Origin of the sequence: Cytobacillus spartinae (assembly GCF_042865285.1) — a bacterium.
GTDB classification, from domain to species: Bacteria; Bacillota; Bacilli; order Bacillales; family Cytobacillaceae; genus Robertmurraya_A; species Robertmurraya_A spartinae.
On the sequence record NZ_JBIACK010000011.1, the window covers coordinates 171,556 to 187,859 of the forward strand.

The window sequence follows — 16,304 nt, forward strand, 5'->3', positions numbered from 1 at the left end:
GAATTATATGGTGGGAATAACCAAATGTCAATAGGTATTTTAAATAAATAAAGTATTTATTAGTGATTTAATCCTCCTTCCCATACCCTTTGAAAAAAGTAATTAATTCAACATTCTTTATCCATTCCTCTGCACCAGTACCGTCCGGATTAGCTTTCCAAAGAGTTCTGTTATGATCCGTGATAGACGTACCTCTAAGCCATACAAGCTGTTTCATGGTTGAGACATATTGGGGTGCAAAGTCACCGAACCCTTTAGGTGGATGTGAAACTTGAATTTGTTTATTTTTAGGCAAATTTATAAAATAAAGAGAAGGAAGGGGATGTTCACTAAAGTCATTAGACCACTCTTTCTCCTTTATTCTTGACGTCACTAATTCATCATTACTAATCCAATCGAAGTCAAGGTCGGCATAGTCCTCAGGGGTGTAAGTTCCCGATACTGGCATTTCCCTCACCTTTAAATCCTTGTTCTTAAAGCCAAACACAATTCTCCCACCACCGGCAATAAATGCAATCGTATCATTAGATGGTGCCCACTTAGGTTTCCCCACATCAAGAATCATTTCATCTAAAACCTCAAAATCTTTTCCGTCACTAGAGATCACACATAGCATGTTGCTATCCATAGACCATGAAGCAGTAGGGGAAACAACAAAAGAAATCCAATTGTTTGAGGGTGAAAAGGTAAAGTCGCTCGAATAGACGGCAATTATTTTGTTGTTATCATCAACACCGATTTCTCGTGGAAGGGTAAAAAAGTGATCCACACCACCGAATAGAATTATATCAGAATAATTATCTTTCACCTTTTTTGTATATAAAATGGAACTTGTCCAACCATCAGGACGAAGGACACCAGATGAAGATAATAAAAAACCACTGCCGTCTGGTAACCAAGTGTAACCACTTACACCAGTAGCTATGTTATAAAATTTCTCCATGTCAGAAATATTCAAGATACCTTTTGAATTAAATGATAGTATATTTTTTCCTGGTGCCCATCTTGGTGAGTATCCATCGTGGAACAGTTTTTTCTTCTCTTCTGTTTGAATATGATAAATCCAAACTTCTGACTGATCCTCACCATCAACATATTCGGAAGGTACTAACCTTTGATAGATAACCGATTGACCATCAGGTGACCATTGAGGTGTATCAAACACTTTCCCTTCAAATGTAATTTGTTTCTCAGCATTATTTATAAAAATCCAAAGGTTTCCATCTCTGACAAAGGCAGCTTTAGGAACGATATTATCTGCTAAAATCATCGTAGGTGGGAAGAAAAGTGTACAGATGATAACGGATATTAGGAACCTCCACATATTGTTTACCCCTCCTAAGAGTATCTAATAAAGTAATCTTTTTATTATGTGGATTTTAGAGGAATTTAAGTATTTTTCTGAATAAGAGGAGTGGTCTATTAATTGATTTATTAAAATCCTTATGTTTGGACTATTCAAAGTGGTCGACCTATTATCCAAAATAAAAACACCTGACCAAACCGTCAGATGTTTTTAGGTGTCATCTTATGAAAATATGCGTCTATATTGTTAATCTAAAAGCTTTTACAATAATTCCATCATTAGCCGGCTCAAAGTCATATTGGGGAAGTCGTTCAAATCCAATACGTTCATATAGCTGTAATGCACTTTTCATAAATTCGGCCGTATGTAGACCAATGGCATCAAGGCCTTTTTCTTTTGTCCGTTTTATACATTCTGTGATTAAAGCAAAAGCAATTCCTTTGCCTCGAGCTTCGGGGTCTACTGCAAGTAAGCGGATTTCTGAATAATCGAGCTCATCCACATATCCTTCATATGCATCTGATTTCGGTGGAAACAGTGCAACACTCCCAACTATTTTCCCATCTAATTCAGCAACTATTAAGTCAACGCCAGACTGAATATCTGCTTCAGAGGAAATGGCTTTTTTTAGAGCCTGCCAATGCTCATCAGAAATGGCTTTCGAGTGTTCACTGTATGCTTTAATTCTTTGCTCACGAATAAAGGATACTTCATCTATAGTCGCATTGCGAATAATCATCTTAAACCCTTCTTTACTTTGAGTATAGGAACTTCTCAACTTGATTACTTAATTTTTGACGGTTATGTTCTGTTTTCCAGCCAGTAGAATCAGGACCTTTAGGTAGAATCTTGACTTCATCCTTATTTGTAAAAATAGTAATAGATAGATGATAATGCTGTTTAATCGCATCGAAATCAGTCGTATCGCCAAATCCAGGTGTTTGATATAAATCCCGAACATAACCCCAAAGATTAGGGAACTCACGAATTAGAGTTCGATTCGTATTAAATGCCGTGTAGTAGGCAGCATCGAATCTAACAAGAGTTGTATAAAGGCGTACATCAGAATCCGTAATAAAATTACCGAGTAGGAAGCGGCTATTAGATAAAAGGTCCTCAAGCTCATCGAGTCTAGCAAATAACGAATCGTAGGCTTGTTCGTATGATTCTTGAGATACTGCAAACCCGCACTTGTAAACACCATTATTTATGTCATGAAATATAGTGTCATTTAGTGAATCTATCTTTTCTCGTAGATGGATAGGGTATAAATCTGGAGCCTCCTCTTTATGGAATGGGGACCAAACCGTTTCAAAATAGTTTGTTAGTTTGAAGTAGTCATTGTTAACGGCCTCATTTTTCTTTGTATCTACCATAACCGGAACAGTTGGACGCCCAGCGTATGTTGAATCTGTCTTTTTGTAAATCTCACTTAGATACCTAATGCCCAGGACTGGGTCGACTCCATTATGATCAAGGGAAAATTCCCAGTCTACATGTTCAAGTCTAGGACGCATGGGGCTAACTGTTCCTAAGCTAATAACGTTCTCTAAACCTAGAATGTTACGAACAATTACAGAGCGATGTGCCCATGGACAGGCAGCACACCAGATAAGCCTGTATCTACCTGCTTCTACAGGAAGGTCTCCAGGATTGTCTCCAAATGGAGTAACAAATCTGTTTTTTTGCCTATTAAAAGAGCCATCAGAAGTGATTTCAGTAGCTTTGTTAGTAGATGACGACAATGATAACATCCTTTCCTTGAGTTGTTTTGAAAACGCATATAGGAAAATATGCTGTTTATCGAATCGTATTATTTGTATTTAAATGCGTCAAGGAATTTGCTGATATTTTTGAAAATTTAAATGCCACTTTGTTTGAGAATAAAGTTTTATATTCAAATTCTGTTAGATTGAGTGGGGTTAGTGTTAAAAGTTGCTCGATATACGGAATGAGGTGGCTAAGATAGCACGCCTTAGTTCATGAAATTTGCTTGGGATAAGAAAAGATTGCACTAAGATTAGATATTAGTGCCGAAAATTTGTTTGGAATGCGAAAAAAGGTCACTAAGAGTGTGTGTTAGTGCAAAAAAAATGCTTGGAATACAGAAAAACGGCACTAAGAGTAGATGTTAGTGTCAAAAATTTGCTTGGAACAAGAAAAAAAGACTCTAAGATCCTGAGTTAGTGCAAAAATATTGCTTGGACTATGAAAATATGGAGCTAAGAGAGTGTTGTTGCGACAATTTGCACCTCAAAGTTAAAACCAACCCCAAAAAAAGTAGTGGATAAACAGTTCCACTACTTTCAAGTACTTATTCAGATAAGAAAGATTGTTTATGCTTTAGCATTTCAATCCCTTTTTCAAGCTGATCATCTACAAGTTGTGCATCTTCAATGTGGAGAAGAATCGTTTGGTTGGCACGGTCAAAAATATCTCTTGTAGTGCTTATTTCATCCATGACAATTTGACTATACGATTTTTGTTTCTCAATCGTTTCTAATACATCCTTTACTTCCGTTTGGACGGTCTCAATGACGGAAGCAATCACATCTATTTTATTGGTTGTTAGTGAACTTAGTTCAATACTATCTTTAACGAAAGAAATATTCTGTTCTGTATCTCTTAAAGCAGCATCAATTTCTTGCTGTATGGTTCTTGTTAGCTCGGCTATATCTTTTGTACTAGTAGCTGTATTTTCAGCAAGCTTGCGAACTTCTTGTGCAACTACAGCAAATCCTTTACCGTGCTCTCCCGCACGAGCTGCTTCAATTGAGGCGTTTAACGCTAGTAAATTGGTTTGATCGGCGATATCATTTATCACTTTTACGATATCTTGAATTTCTTTCGAGCTTTTTCCTAATTGAGTCATGTTTTTAGATGTTTCCTCAGATTGCTGACCCATTTTTTTAATTAGTTGTTCAACCTTATTTACAGAGTCCTTACCCTCCTTGGAATGTTCAACCATTTCGTGCGTGGATTCAATTAATTTCATCCCTTTTTGCATCATTATCGTAGATACATCGTTTGATTGCTGACTGATTGAATTAACTTCACTAAAATGGTCCCTGATTTTACTTAGTAATTCACCTAAGACATGATGCTGCGAGTTTACCTTTTCATGTTGATGTACAGTGGACACTAAATCACTATATAAATTCTCTAGGAAATGAATAACCTGTTGATCTTTTTGTTGGATTTCCTTTTTTAATATGTCAACCTGTTCTTTAAGTTGTTCGTTTTCTAAAACTAGGGACTTTTTTACTCCAATCATTTTTCTCCATCCGCCTTTAACTTTATTTTAGTCATATTTAACTATATATTTAATAGGAAAGAAAAGGTAGTTATTTCGGAATTATTCATGGATATGTAACATTTTATTGAGATTATGCTAGATTTTCGTTGAACTGCTATGCCCGTAAATCATTTAACGAGTAATCTTTTTGTGGAATTTGATTGACCATGTGGTGCACCCCATGGTTTATGATGAAGGTATTGGAGGGGGAGCATGTATAAAATTAGCGAGTTTTCTTCAATTACTGGGTTGAGTAAAGAGACATTAAGATATTACGCACAAATCAAATTATTAGAGCCTGTTTATATCAATCCTAGTAACCAATATCGATACTATGATGACGGATCTTTTTTGTTGGCAATGCTGTTAGTAAAATTAAGAAATTTCGGGTTAACAATTCAAGAAATGCAATCGGTCATGAATGATGAATCGTTTGCTCATTTAGAGGATTTACTGGTTTTAAAAAAACAAGAAATTGAAAAACAGATAGATTGCTTAAAACAAAACATAAACGAAATTGATGAATTTCTCAAAACAGGAAGGGAGTAAAAAACAATGATTCAATGGAAAGACGAGGTCATTATTCAGGCGAATATCAAAAAAGTATGGAGTTTATTTGATGAGGAGAATATAACTAGAATTATGCCTAAAGTAGTTGAGCATAAGCTAGTTGAAAAGCATGATGGGGAAATAGGCTCTAAATATCAGCAAAAATATAAAGAAGGAAAACGAGTTGAAACGTACATCGTTGAAGTTTTAGATTATGAAAATACTGAAAACAAGAAGCATAAAAAACTCGGTTTTGTATTAGCTAAAGCATTTGAAATTAACTTCTCTTACACGTTAGAAAAAATGGCTGAATCAAAAACCAGGTTTATTTATGAAGGACATAACAAGGGGCTTAATTTTGTTGGAAGGGCAATGTTGAAACTTGGAGGGGAAAAGAATAATAAAAAAGTGGTTCAAGACTTCCTTGAACTGGTTGAGAAAGAATCTCTAAAGGAATAGTACGAATTGTGGCAGTCCTCAGGAGACTGTCTTTTTAATACTTCTTATTGCATTTCATACTTCTCAATCCAATCAGAATGAGGAAGATAATAGACGGTAATTACCTTTTCATATAACTCATTTGGATTATCATATTTTGGCTCAGGGTATAATTTCATTTCCTTTCCGTCAATTGTGATGTAAATATCGGTGCCACCTTTCGATTTTTCATACTCATCAACAAGAGTTGGTTTCCCTTTTACAATGGAAAATTCCTTATTGATATAGTAAGGGAGGTCTCTCCAGTAATCAATTGAACTCATTAGCATAGCAATACCCGCTATAATGATTGCCCCTTTTACCATTATGGTGGGATAATTTTTATCGGTTTGAAATGTTTTATTTATTGCGTCTGAACGCTTTTGAATAACTATTCCTGTTAGGAGAATAAAGCAACCTACTCCAGTTAGTCCGATTAGATAAAAGGTGAACATATTTGCCGCATTCCCGACTAACAAGAATATGCTAAAAAACATGGAAAACCCTATAAACAGTCCAGGATGAATCAAGAGTTTCACTCACTTTCAAGTTGTTCGTTTTTCTTGAAAAATGCTTTTTTCATTATCTTTGTTCGATTGGTAGGTATACAGGAATTTCAAATAACCATAACCAAAATATAGCGATTGGAACACTTACAATAAGAGTAAACAAAGGTTTTTTAAAATGAAGACGTAAAAAAGGAAACATTAGACAGTCAAATAATGCGCTCCAACCTAAGGACCACCCATATTTGTAGAGAATACTGCCTTGTACCATCAATACGAACTCTATCGCTACATATAATCCAATCCAAAATAGATAGTGTCTAATAACTCTCCATCGTCCTTCGTTTTCTGGATAATGGGACAGGAACATGAGAGCAGTAAAAGGAAATACAATAAACGTATATGCCATTTCTAAAATCGTATGGTTGAACCATTTTATATCTGGAGATAAACGCCATAACCAATGGGAAGCACAAAGAAAATTATAAGTGAGATTACCAATTGCAATGTACTGCATCGTGGTATAGTACTTTTTCCACTCACGGTGATCACCTCTGATCCAAACAGCAATAATGCTGACAATCGTAAGAATAATGTGCATCGGATTTCAATCCTCTAGAGTTTTTCCTTATTTTGTACGAAGTAATGCCTGTGTATTAGTGAAAAATTAATATTGTGTTATGAAGCATTATTTAATATGTTAATTTGTCAACCAATGAGGAGAGTGTCAAATGGGCCCAAGAGCAAATACATTAGGGTTAATCTTTAAGGATGACTATATTCTTTTAGAAGAACAAGAAGGGAAGCATTCGAAAGGGACAGGTGTTTTTTACAGACCAATAGGTGGAACCATTGAGCTAGGGGAGAAATCACAAGAAGCATTAAAAAGAGAATTTATGGAGGAACTAGGGGTAGAAATCATAGTAAAACGCTATGTAACTTGTCTCGAAAATATCTATAAGATCGATGAAAACATAGGTCATGAATTAACACAAATTTACGTAGTAGACTTTAAAAATGAAGATTTATATGAGAGGGAAACCTTTACTATAACTGAAGGTCCATACATAAGTCGTGCAAAATGGATGTTGAAGAAAGAGATTCTCTCTGATTATTACGTACTCTACCCTAATGGTCTAAAAGAGTTATTTCTTAATGGTAAAATAGATGTTTAAGAGAAAAAGCTATCCTATCATTAGATAGCTTTCTTCTCAAATCAATCCCCATCCTCATTTATTTTAATGGCTGGGGTATTATTGTTCATATAAGTTGGAGCTATCTCATTTGCCCTATCGTCATCCCCATAAAACGCTTCTTGAATTTTGAAGTTTGCAGCCGTTGCCTCCGATAAGCCATCTGTTGAACCGTGCACATGACCGTCTTCTAATTTCTCTACTATTTTTATATTGGCAGCTGTAGTATCTTGATTAAAGTCTTCCTCCTTCAAATCAATCACCTCCTATAAAGGTAGTATCCACAACATTTGTGAAATAAAACTTCCTGTAGATTTTATGTTTATATTTCAGTCATTTCTTTATGTCTTATTGAATAGTGTAAAGATGGGTAAGAATTTTTAATCGGACTATTCATCAAGATGGACAAAAGGAGAGAAATGAAATGCCAAAAGATTTATGCAACGTCATGGTCAATGCACCAATCGAGGGTGTTTGGCACTTTGTAAGTACAATGGATAACTGGGCGCCGTTAGTACCTGGTTACATAGAGCACGAAATTCTTAACGAGAAGGAATCTACCTGGAAATTCAAAAGCGATATTGGAATTATGAAAAAGAAAGTTCATTTAAAAGTAGATATAACAAGCTGGGTAGAGCCTAACAAGGTAACATTCAACCTTACAGGAATTAATGAAAAGTTCACGGGTAGTGGGTACTTTGAAGCGAGATCAATAGATGAAGACCAAACCCTTATGACAGGAAGTCTTGATATTCAAGCTGAGGGTAAAATGGGAAAAATGGTTAATTCCATTTTGAAAAACAACGTCCCAGAAATGACTAGGGACTTAACACAGGCAGTTGCAAAAAGAATTGGAGAATTACAGACAATCAAGAGGTAGTTGAGTGAGGCAGCGCACCTAGGGGCGCTGTCTTTTACAATGGAGTTCTAAACATTTTTCAGAAAAAATTGACACTTTGTTTAGGACTGGCTTAAGCTTGATGAAAGGATATTAAGGGGGACGAAGCATGTTTGAAACAACAAGAGAATTTGCAGAGAGCCTAGATCAAAAAGATGAACTAAAAGCATATAGAGAAGAGTTTTATTTAAACCCTGAAACCATTTATTTAGATGGGAATTCGTTAGGTTTATTATCAAGACGGGCTGAAAGATCATTGAACGAAATCATTCATTCTTGGAAAGACCTCGCTATTGATGGATGGACTAGCGGTGAGAACCCATGGTTCTATTTAAGTGAAAGATTAGGGGAGCTAAGTGCTGAGTTAGTAGGAGCAAAGAAACATGAAGTAATAGTAACCGCTACAACAACAACGAACTTACATCAGTTAGTTGCTACATTCTACAAACCAAGCGGAAACAGAACGAAAATTTTAGCAGATGAACTGAATTTCCCTTCAGACATTTATGCACTACAATCTCAAATTAAACTTAAGGGTCTTGATCCTAAAGAACATCTTGTTCAAGTGAAAAGTAAAGATGGTCGGTCTATAGATGAAGTGGACATTATTGAAGCAATGACTGAAGAAATCGCCCTTATTGTATTGCCAACCGTTTTATATCGAAGTGGGCAACTATTGGATATTGAAAGGCTTACAAAAGAAGCCCATAAGAGAGGAATTCTTATCGGGTTTGATGGGTGTCATTCCGTTGGTGCCATTCCACATTATTTTTCCGATTGGGGAGTGGATTTTGCCTATTGGTGTACATATAAATATTTAAATAGCGGCCCCGGCGGAGTAGGTTCTTTATATGTGAATCAGAGACATTTTAATCATGTACCTGGCTTAACTGGCTGGTTTGGATCTAACAAAGAAAAGCAGTTTGATATGGAGCATGAATTTGTTCCTGCTGACCATGCTGGTGCTTATCAAATTGGAACACCACATATATTAAGTTCTGCTCCTTTAATTGGGTCTCTGGAAATGTTTAGCGAAATCGGGATTAAGCGTATTCGAGAAAAATCTCTTTTAGGTACCAAGTATCTTATGCATCTAGTCGAGGAAGAACTATCAGGGTTTAATTTTACAATCGGAAACCCGTTGGATGAGGAGCGTCGTGGAGGGCATGTATCGTTAGAACACCATGAGGCAGCACGAATTTGTAAGGCATTGAAGGAACATGGGGTTATTCCGGATTTTCGTGCGCCTAACGTCATCCGACTTGCCCCGGTAGCACTTTATACATCTTTCGTAGATATTTGGAATTCCGTACAAATTATAAAAAAAATTATGCAAGAGAAACGATATGAGAAATTTGAAAATAAAAGGGATGTTATTGCTTAGAGAGGAGAATTGGAGAGATGAGTCTTATTGATGTATCAAGGCCCTTATCAAATAATACCCCAGGCTGGCCAGGAGATACCCCTTTTTCCTATGAAGTTAGTTGGCCTATGGAGAAGAGTGGGTCTGTGAATGTAGGAAGGGTGACGATGAGCATACATACCGGAACTCATGTGGATGCACCTTTTCATTTTGATAACGACGGTCAAAAAATTACAGAGATTGATCTGAGCCTCTACGTGGGGATTGCGAAGGTGATTGATGTTTCTGGTCGAGAGAGTATTGGTGTAGAGGATTTAGTGAACGTGGAGTTAAATGGGGTTGAACGGGTTTTATTCAAAACATCTAGTTGGCGTAATTCGAATGAATTTCCAAGTGAAATTCCATTTTTACGAGAGGACCTTGCTTCTTTTTTAAAAGAAAAAGGAGTAAGGCTTATTGGGGTAGATATTCCATCTGTAGATCCTTTAGACAGTAAAGAGTTGCCTGCTCATCACAGTCTTAGTAAAGCAGGAATTCATATTTTGGAATCACTTCAACTGGATCACGTTCATCCCGGAGATTACGAATTAATTGCTCTTCCTTTGGCGATAGAAGGCGCTGATGGAAGTCCTGTTCGGGCTGTCTTAAGAGAATTAAGTTGATAAGGGGGATTCACTGTGACTAGAAAGCTATCGGACTATGAAAAGTATATTCGAACGGAAGAACTACTAAGCTTACAGAAAAAAGAAGTCGATCTATGCTGTCCAGATGAATTGACATTTCAGACGGTTCATCAAATATCTGAATTGCATTTTAAACTAACTATTCAATATTTAGAGTTAGCAAAGGCATTTATGGAAGCAAGAAATCTTCCTTATGCAATCGATCATCTTAGTCGAGTAGATACACAAATTAAACATCTTTCGGAAGTTTTTAATATGGTTAAAGTGATCTCACAAAAAGACTACCACACCATTCGAACCTCTCTTGGACAGGGAAGTGGTCAAGACTCTCCAGGTTTTAATCAAATCCTGAAGACAGGTCCTACTCTATGGGAACCTTTTGAAAGGATCTTGCAGGAGAATCATTTAACGGTATTGGAACTTTTAAAGCAAGGGGAAAATCATGTACTCATATTCCAATTGATGCAGGAGCTACTTACATTTGATGAAACTTTCCAAACTTTGCGATACCACCACATTCAACTTGTTAAGAGAATGATAGGACTAGATACAAATAGTTTAAAAGGGGTTCCTGCTCAAGCATTGGAAAAAGGAATCAAATACGAATTTTATCCTAAGTTATGGAAAGGTATTTCGGAATTCACTGATTTTACAGGTTCTAGCTATAATCCTAAACCTCTAGATGAATAAGTAAATAAATGGAGAACATATCTTGTTTACAGATATGTTCATTTTTTGGGGTATCGGTTATTACGAACTATTTCCTTTATAATGTAAAAACACGTATGATCAAAGGACTTTAGTGACGAAAACCAGCTCATTGTTGTAAAAACAGGTATTAAAGAATAATGTAGTGATTAAATATCAGCTTGAAACAATAAAAAACTCACATTAATGCTTTTGTATTTGTATTCCTGTTGTAACATTTTTACATCATTAGTCAAAGGAGACTTCAGATAAGTATACTCAATTTATGATGGGAGGATGAAAATGAAAAAGATAAAGATTAGTCTAATGATTGTAATCCTCAACTATTTATTCTTTATAGTCTTATCCTATCTATTTGCGTCCAAGTTAGAACCTTCTTTCATAGGTGTATGGGGATTATTGGCCGGATTTATATGTTTAATAGGGGCTTTACCCTTGTATAAAATCCTTTACTTTGGTGGGCGAGGGATTGCCGGAACACAGTCACCTCAGATTCCAGCAGACGAACATCTCTACCAAAAAATTCATAAACAGTATGAAAAAGAAGAAAGAGATAAAAGTGGTAAAAACAGAGCTTATCAAGATATTCTTACTATTGCCGGCTTCATGATCATTCTTATTGCTATTTTTATATTATAGTAAGTTCTGCTGCACCTGGGTTTCAGGTGAAGATGGGGAAAGGAGAACTTTAATTTTTGAATTAGACGGGAAGCTGAGAGATTAATTAATCAATCAATGATAGTAAAAGTGATTGAAGGGAATAGTTAGATGCTTAAAAATGAGTAGAAATAACGAAAAGGGCTGCAATTATCAAATTGTGGCCCTTTTCGTTATTTCTCGTTGTTCTTTGTCTTTTAAATTCCTTATTGTATGTATGATGTGATAGGAAAATATACATACTACTCCTGTACCAAGATAATCCATATTATAGAGTAGGTCGTTTATGAAAAAACTTTCAGATTGGTTAAATGAAACCAAACAGAAAAATGCACAAAAAGAAAACGAAAAAGTACCGGATAATCAAAATCCTAAAAATCAGATTCATACTGATTTAAAGACTTCCATAAAAAAGATTAGGCAAGATATTGGCCACAGCCCTGATGTCATGATTCGAGAAGTGACCATTGGAAAGGAAAATCTTACAAAAATAGCGGTTATTTTTATTGATGGTCTAGTTGATAAAGCGTTTATACATGAGTTCATTTTAAATCCATTAATGTTATCTATTCGTGAAGTCGATCTCAATGAACATGTTCGGCCACCTTCTATATTGTCTGAGTTGCTTCAGAAATATTCCCTAACTGCAGGAGAATTAAGTGTTATATATGACTATGAGGAAGTATATAAGGCCGTACTCTCTGGTGATTCGGTCGTTATAATCGATGGAGAAAGTAAAGGTTTCACTGTAGGGACAAGAGGTTGGGAAAGTAGAAGTATTGAGGAGCCTTCGACTGAACAAGTAGTTAGAGGTCCAAAAGAAGGTTTTACAGAGACAGTAAGAACCAATACTGCCTTAATCAGAAGAAGAATTAGGGATAAGAACTTATTCTTTGAATATTTTGAAATTGGAAAAAGGTCAAAGACAGACGTGACGATTGCATATATGAAAGATATTGCAAATGACAAAATTGTACAAGAAGTACGAGAACGTCTTCAGAGAATTGATTTAGATGTAATTCTTGAAGGTGGATATATTGAAGAACTTATTCAAGACGAAACCTATACTCCCTTTCCTACCGTGTATAATACTGAGCGGCCAGATGTAGTAGCAGCTGGATTAATGGAAGGTAGAATTGCCATAATTGTTGATGGAACGCCCTTTGTTCTTCTTGTTCCAGCGCTTTTTATTCATTTCATGCAATCTAGTGAGGATTATTATCAAAGATCGGATATCTCAAGTTTAATACGAATTTTACGTTTTATTTCTTTTCTACTTGCATTATTGGTACCGTCAGCTTACATTGCCGTGACAACCTTTCATCAAGAGATGTTACCTACTCCGTTACTAGTTAGCTTATCTGCCCAGAGAGAAGGTGTACCTTTTCCAGCATTAGTAGAGGCGCTAATTATGGAATTAACATTTGAGATTTTACGTGAAGCCGGCCTTAGGATGCCTAGAGCTATCGGGTCAGCAATTTCAATCGTTGGTGCTCTTGTTATTGGACAAGCAGCGGTAGAAGCAGGACTTATCTCTGCAACCATGGTAATTGTCGTTTCTTTAACTGCAGTTAGCAGTTTTGTTATTCCGAAATTTAATATGAGTATCTCAACCAGGATGTTACGATTTGGGTTTATGATTTTAGCTGCAACCTTTGGGTTGTTTGGCATCATACTTGGTTTGCTTGGACTGATTCTTCACTTAACAAGTCTGCGGTCATTTGGTATTCCATATATGAAGCCATTTGCTCCAACCATATTAGGAGATATGAAAGACACTGTGTATAGGTCGCCTATATGGAAAATGAAGACACGTCCAAGATTACTTAATCAAAAGAACAACGTTCGTAACCAAACGCCAGCACCAGAACCTAAAGATTCTTCAAGACATTCAACTAGTGGTGATAACAATGAGGATGGGAGCCAATCAAAAAACTAAATTAACAGTCATTCTTGTCATTTGTATTTTGAGTCTGACAGGGTGTTGGAGTAGAAATGAATTAACGGAGCTTGCGATTGTTACTGGAATGGCCATTGATAAAAAAGGTGATGAATACTTATTAACCATTCAAGTAGTTAACCCAGGAGAGCTAGCTGGGAAATCTACGACTAGTAGAGCACCCGTTACTACTTATGAAGCTACTGGAAAAAGCATTTTCCAAGCTATTCGAAGACTATCTAAAGTATCAGCAAAACGATTGTATTTTTCCCACCTCAGATTAGTGGTTATAAGTGAAGAACAGGCAAAGGCGGGAATCAGTAAACTTTTGGACCTGATGTCAAGAGACCACGAATTTAGGACAGATTTTTATACGGTTGTATCAAGAGATGAACGAGCCTCAAATGTCTTGAAAATTTTAACAGCCATTGAACAAAACCCTGCTGAGAAAATTTTTAATTCTATAGATGTATCACATTCGTTTTGGGCCCCAACTTTAGGGGTTAAGCTAGTCAAATTAATTGGTGAAATCATATCTGAGGGAGATAATCCAGTGTTAACAGGAATCCTGATTCAAGGAGACAAAGAGAAAGGAAATCGATTAAGTACGGTTGAACAAATCGAACCCAACGCTTACATACTTATTGATCATTTTGCTGTCTTTAAAAAAGATAAACTTGTAGGTTGGCTGGATGAAGATGAAAGTAAGGGCCACAATTATATCACTGATAATGTAGAGAGTACTGTTGCGGTTGTGGACTGGGATGAAGGCAATATTACTTTCGAAATAAGAAATACGGAGACAAATCTAGATGCTGTAATGGAAGGTGGAAAACCTAAAATTTTGGTCAATGTTACAACTGAAGCTCAAGTCGGAGAGGTTCAGGCGAAGGTAGATTTGATGAGTGAAGATACATTGACAAGGCTAGAAGAAGAACTAAGTAAGAATAAAGAGGATAAAATGACAAAGGCTGTTCAGAAGGCAAAAAAACTAGAGTCGGATATCTTTGGCTTTGGGGAAGTAATTCACCGTAAAGACCCTAAGCTTTGGGGGAAACTAAAAGAGAACTGGAACGAGGATGGGTTTTTACAATTAGAAGTAGAGTTTAAGGTGGAGAGTCAAATTCGAAGACTTGGAACTATTAATGATTCATTCCTAAATGAAGTTGAAGGCGGTTCATAATAATGCTAATAAAGATATTAGCTTTTTTGATCATAGTCGGAATATTCTCCTTAAAGGAATTCAAGAATTTAAAGAAACAGAATATGAAAAAGGAAATGGTCATCTATATTCTATTTTTACTGTTCTCGTGCTCTTTTTTTGTACTAAACTTGTCTGAAGTAAAGGTAGCAAGTCCTTTAGAAGGAATACGTTTCTTATTTGAACCTATTGGAAAATCCATTGAAGGTATATTCATGAAGGAAGGTTAATCTTATGAGTCAAAAAACAGTACATATTAGTCCTAGACAATTTATGATTCTTATAGCGTTGTTCGTTGTGGGAAGTGCTGTTCTATTTATCCCAACTATTTTAGCAGGGGTAGCAAAGCAGGATGCGTGGATTTCTTGCATTATCGGCATATTGTGTGGTGTTTTACTTGCTTGGTTTTATGGGAGTTTTAGTAAAGTCAAGCCTGAAATGAGTTACATTGAACTAGCTGAATTTGCATTTGGTAAGTGGGGTGGCATCGGGATTGCCCTTCTTACGTTTACTTTCCATATCATGTTAGCAAGTATCTTGTTATGGGACATAGGAGACTTCTTAGTGACGCAAATACTTGTTGGTACTCCTATTGAAGTAATCTACTATATGTTTATATATGTTTCAATCGTATATGCAACTAGTCTTGGAATAGAGCCGATAGCGCGATCAGCTGAAATATTTTTCCCTTGGGTTATCATTCTATTTGGCGTAATTGCTGTTTTTACCTTACCTGAAGTAGATAAAAATAATATCCTTCCGGTCTTCGAACAAGGACCTATGCCTATCCTATATGGAGCATATTACATGATTGGTTTTCCGTTTGTTGAAATGGTCCTCCTTTTAATGATTACACCCTACATAAGCGATCAAAAAAAAGTTGTTCCATCCTTTATTTTTGGAGTATTGCTTGGTTCTGTAATTCTTTTTGTTCTTACATTATTAAGTATTTTAGTACTAGGATCCGACTTTTCATCAAGAAATGAGTTTCCTATATATGTCCTAGGGAAGAAGATTAGTATCGGAGAATTTTTAGAGAGAATTGAAGTGGTAGTAGCCATTATTTGGTTTATCAGCATCTTCTTTAAACTTTCACTAGTAGGCCATTCTTTTATCATTGGTATGAGCCAAATTCTTAAGATGAAAGATTACCGTCCTTTAACTTTTCCATTCGCTATTTTTCTCATTGCACTTACGATTCTATCGTATCCTAGTAGCGTATATATAAAGGAGTTCTCAAAATATGCCAGTACACCCTATATGATATTTGTAGGATTTATTATTCCAGCTTTTGTATTAATCATCGCTATCATTAAGAAGAATAAATTAAACAATAAAGAGAAACTAGATGGAGCCCCCTCTAAAAATATCGGTAGTTAGTTTGAGGTATGAGATCATTTTTTCATTGTTAACAACATGTAAAACATAATAATTGACAGATTATTAGCAAATCGTTTATCATAACAGTATAAATTAATAGTTCTCCTAAAGGGGAGTAGCTTTAACAGCAAGGTCGTCATTTCGGAGTG

Annotated in this window: 19 protein-coding genes; 12 read left to right on the top strand and 7 right to left on the bottom strand. The window is 35.9% G+C overall.

Features of this window, described 5'->3' with window-relative positions:
* Positions 1–67: 67 nt before the first annotated feature.
* From ACFYKX_RS19770 to ACFYKX_RS19785, 4 genes are all read right to left on the bottom strand, one after another.
* Positions 68–1,324 (bottom strand): TolB family protein, encoded by a 1,257-nt coding sequence (locus ACFYKX_RS19770; RefSeq protein WP_389362859.1) that lies wholly within the window; start codon positions 1,322–1,324, stop codon positions 68–70.
* A 220-nt stretch (positions 1,325–1,544) separates the two neighbouring features.
* Positions 1,545–2,045, bottom strand: coding sequence for a GNAT family N-acetyltransferase (locus ACFYKX_RS19775; protein ID WP_389362861.1), 501 nt, complete (start codon positions 2,043–2,045; stop codon positions 1,545–1,547).
* Between the two features lie 13 nt (positions 2,046–2,058).
* Positions 2,059–3,051, bottom strand: coding sequence for a glutathione S-transferase family protein (locus tag ACFYKX_RS19780; RefSeq protein ID WP_389362863.1), 993 nt, complete (start codon positions 3,049–3,051; stop codon positions 2,059–2,061).
* A 569-nt stretch (positions 3,052–3,620) separates the two neighbouring features.
* Positions 3,621–4,580, bottom strand: coding sequence for a methyl-accepting chemotaxis protein (locus ACFYKX_RS19785; RefSeq protein ID WP_389362865.1), 960 nt, complete (start codon positions 4,578–4,580; stop codon positions 3,621–3,623).
* Between the two features lie 234 nt (positions 4,581–4,814).
* Between ACFYKX_RS19785 and ACFYKX_RS19790 the strand changes: the two genes are divergently transcribed.
* Both ACFYKX_RS19790 and ACFYKX_RS19795 read left to right on the top strand, forming a co-directional pair.
* Positions 4,815–5,150, top strand: a complete 336-nt coding sequence (locus ACFYKX_RS19790; RefSeq protein WP_389362867.1) for a MerR family transcriptional regulator — start codon at positions 4,815–4,817, stop codon at positions 5,148–5,150.
* A gap of 6 nt (positions 5,151–5,156) precedes the next feature.
* Positions 5,157–5,609: an SRPBCC family protein gene (locus tag ACFYKX_RS19795; protein ID WP_389362869.1), complete on the top strand. Its 453-nt coding sequence runs from the start codon at positions 5,157–5,159 to the stop codon at positions 5,607–5,609.
* 44 nt (positions 5,610–5,653) lie between these two features.
* Here ACFYKX_RS19795 and ACFYKX_RS19800 read toward each other — a convergent pair whose 3' ends face one another.
* The gene (locus tag ACFYKX_RS19800; protein WP_389362871.1) at positions 5,654–6,124 is read right to left on the bottom strand and encodes a hypothetical protein; all 471 of its coding nucleotides are present in this window, start codon (positions 6,122–6,124) and stop codon (positions 5,654–5,656) included.
* A gap of 85 nt (positions 6,125–6,209) precedes the next feature.
* Positions 6,210–6,734 (bottom strand): CBO0543 family protein, encoded by a 525-nt coding sequence (locus ACFYKX_RS19805; RefSeq protein ID WP_389362873.1) that lies wholly within the window; start codon positions 6,732–6,734, stop codon positions 6,210–6,212.
* Positions 6,735–6,864: 130 nt separating this feature from the next.
* Between ACFYKX_RS19805 and ACFYKX_RS19810 the strand changes: the two genes are divergently transcribed.
* Positions 6,865–7,308 (top strand): NUDIX hydrolase, encoded by a 444-nt coding sequence (locus ACFYKX_RS19810; RefSeq protein ID WP_389362875.1) that lies wholly within the window; start codon positions 6,865–6,867, stop codon positions 7,306–7,308.
* 41 nt (positions 7,309–7,349) lie between these two features.
* Here ACFYKX_RS19810 and ACFYKX_RS19815 read toward each other — a convergent pair whose 3' ends face one another.
* Positions 7,350–7,580 (bottom strand): hypothetical protein, encoded by a 231-nt coding sequence (locus tag ACFYKX_RS19815; RefSeq protein WP_389362877.1) that lies wholly within the window; start codon positions 7,578–7,580, stop codon positions 7,350–7,352.
* Positions 7,581–7,750: 170 nt separating this feature from the next.
* Between ACFYKX_RS19815 and ACFYKX_RS19820 the strand changes: the two genes are divergently transcribed.
* The 9 genes from ACFYKX_RS19820 (at position 7,751) to ACFYKX_RS19860 (ending at position 16,155) form a co-directional block, all read left to right on the top strand.
* On the top strand, positions 7,751–8,206 hold the full coding sequence (locus ACFYKX_RS19820) for a CoxG family protein (RefSeq protein ID WP_389362879.1): 456 nt from the start codon (positions 7,751–7,753) through the stop codon (positions 8,204–8,206).
* 127 nt (positions 8,207–8,333) lie between these two features.
* On the top strand, positions 8,334–9,608 hold the full coding sequence (gene kynU, locus ACFYKX_RS19825; RefSeq protein WP_389362881.1) for a kynureninase: 1,275 nt from the start codon (positions 8,334–8,336) through the stop codon (positions 9,606–9,608).
* A 17-nt stretch (positions 9,609–9,625) separates the two neighbouring features.
* Positions 9,626–10,249 carry an arylformamidase gene (gene kynB / locus ACFYKX_RS19830; protein WP_389362883.1) on the top strand — a complete coding sequence of 208 codons (624 nt, stop codon included), beginning with the start codon at positions 9,626–9,628 and terminating at the stop codon, positions 10,247–10,249.
* 15 nt (positions 10,250–10,264) lie between these two features.
* Positions 10,265–10,960, top strand: coding sequence for a tryptophan 2,3-dioxygenase family protein (locus tag ACFYKX_RS19835; RefSeq protein ID WP_389362885.1), 696 nt, complete (start codon positions 10,265–10,267; stop codon positions 10,958–10,960).
* 300 nt (positions 10,961–11,260) lie between these two features.
* On the top strand, positions 11,261–11,617 hold the full coding sequence (locus ACFYKX_RS19840; protein ID WP_389362886.1) for a hypothetical protein: 357 nt from the start codon (positions 11,261–11,263) through the stop codon (positions 11,615–11,617).
* A 304-nt stretch (positions 11,618–11,921) separates the two neighbouring features.
* A complete protein-coding gene (locus tag ACFYKX_RS19845) occupies positions 11,922–13,574 on the top strand; it encodes a spore germination protein (protein WP_389362888.1) in 1,653 nt (550 codons plus the stop codon).
* Positions 13,552–14,757, top strand: coding sequence for a Ger(x)C family spore germination protein (locus ACFYKX_RS19850; RefSeq protein ID WP_389362890.1), 1,206 nt, complete (start codon positions 13,552–13,554; stop codon positions 14,755–14,757). The genes ACFYKX_RS19845 and ACFYKX_RS19850 overlap by 23 nt, the downstream gene beginning before the upstream one ends.
* Before the next feature lie 2 nt (positions 14,758–14,759).
* Positions 14,760–15,005 carry a hypothetical protein gene (locus ACFYKX_RS19855; RefSeq protein WP_389362892.1) on the top strand — a complete coding sequence of 82 codons (246 nt, stop codon included), beginning with the start codon at positions 14,760–14,762 and terminating at the stop codon, positions 15,003–15,005.
* Positions 15,006–15,009: 4 nt separating this feature from the next.
* The gene (locus ACFYKX_RS19860; protein ID WP_389362894.1) at positions 15,010–16,155 is read left to right on the top strand and encodes a GerAB/ArcD/ProY family transporter; all 1,146 of its coding nucleotides are present in this window, start codon (positions 15,010–15,012) and stop codon (positions 16,153–16,155) included.
* The last annotated feature ends 149 nt before the right edge of the window (positions 16,156–16,304 follow it).

Coding starts and splice junctions, on each gene's coding strand:
- ACFYKX_RS19770 (WP_389362859.1), bottom strand. CDS start 1,324: ATGTGGAGGTTCCTAATATCCGTTATCATCTGTACACTTTTCTTCCCA.
- ACFYKX_RS19775 (WP_389362861.1), bottom strand. CDS start 2,045: ATGATTATTCGCAATGCGACTATAGATGAAGTATCCTTTATTCGTGAG.
- ACFYKX_RS19785 (WP_389362865.1), bottom strand. CDS start 4,580: ATGATTGGAGTAAAAAAGTCCCTAGTTTTAGAAAACGAACAACTTAAA.
- ACFYKX_RS19790 (WP_389362867.1), top strand. CDS start 4,815: ATGTATAAAATTAGCGAGTTTTCTTCAATTACTGGGTTGAGTAAAGAG.
- ACFYKX_RS19795 (WP_389362869.1), top strand. CDS start 5,157: ATGATTCAATGGAAAGACGAGGTCATTATTCAGGCGAATATCAAAAAA.
- ACFYKX_RS19800 (WP_389362871.1), bottom strand. CDS start 6,124: ATGTTTTTTAGCATATTCTTGTTAGTCGGGAATGCGGCAAATATGTTC.
- ACFYKX_RS19805 (WP_389362873.1), bottom strand. CDS start 6,734: ATGCACATTATTCTTACGATTGTCAGCATTATTGCTGTTTGGATCAGA.
- ACFYKX_RS19810 (WP_389362875.1), top strand. CDS start 6,865: ATGGGCCCAAGAGCAAATACATTAGGGTTAATCTTTAAGGATGACTAT.
- ACFYKX_RS19820 (WP_389362879.1), top strand. CDS start 7,751: ATGCCAAAAGATTTATGCAACGTCATGGTCAATGCACCAATCGAGGGT.
- kynU (WP_389362881.1), top strand. CDS start 8,334: ATGTTTGAAACAACAAGAGAATTTGCAGAGAGCCTAGATCAAAAAGAT.
- kynB (WP_389362883.1), top strand. CDS start 9,626: ATGAGTCTTATTGATGTATCAAGGCCCTTATCAAATAATACCCCAGGC.
- ACFYKX_RS19840 (WP_389362886.1), top strand. CDS start 11,261: ATGAAAAAGATAAAGATTAGTCTAATGATTGTAATCCTCAACTATTTA.
- ACFYKX_RS19845 (WP_389362888.1), top strand. CDS start 11,922: ATGAAAAAACTTTCAGATTGGTTAAATGAAACCAAACAGAAAAATGCA.
- ACFYKX_RS19850 (WP_389362890.1), top strand. CDS start 13,552: ATGGGAGCCAATCAAAAAACTAAATTAACAGTCATTCTTGTCATTTGT.
- ACFYKX_RS19855 (WP_389362892.1), top strand. CDS start 14,760: ATGCTAATAAAGATATTAGCTTTTTTGATCATAGTCGGAATATTCTCC.
- ACFYKX_RS19860 (WP_389362894.1), top strand. CDS start 15,010: ATGAGTCAAAAAACAGTACATATTAGTCCTAGACAATTTATGATTCTT.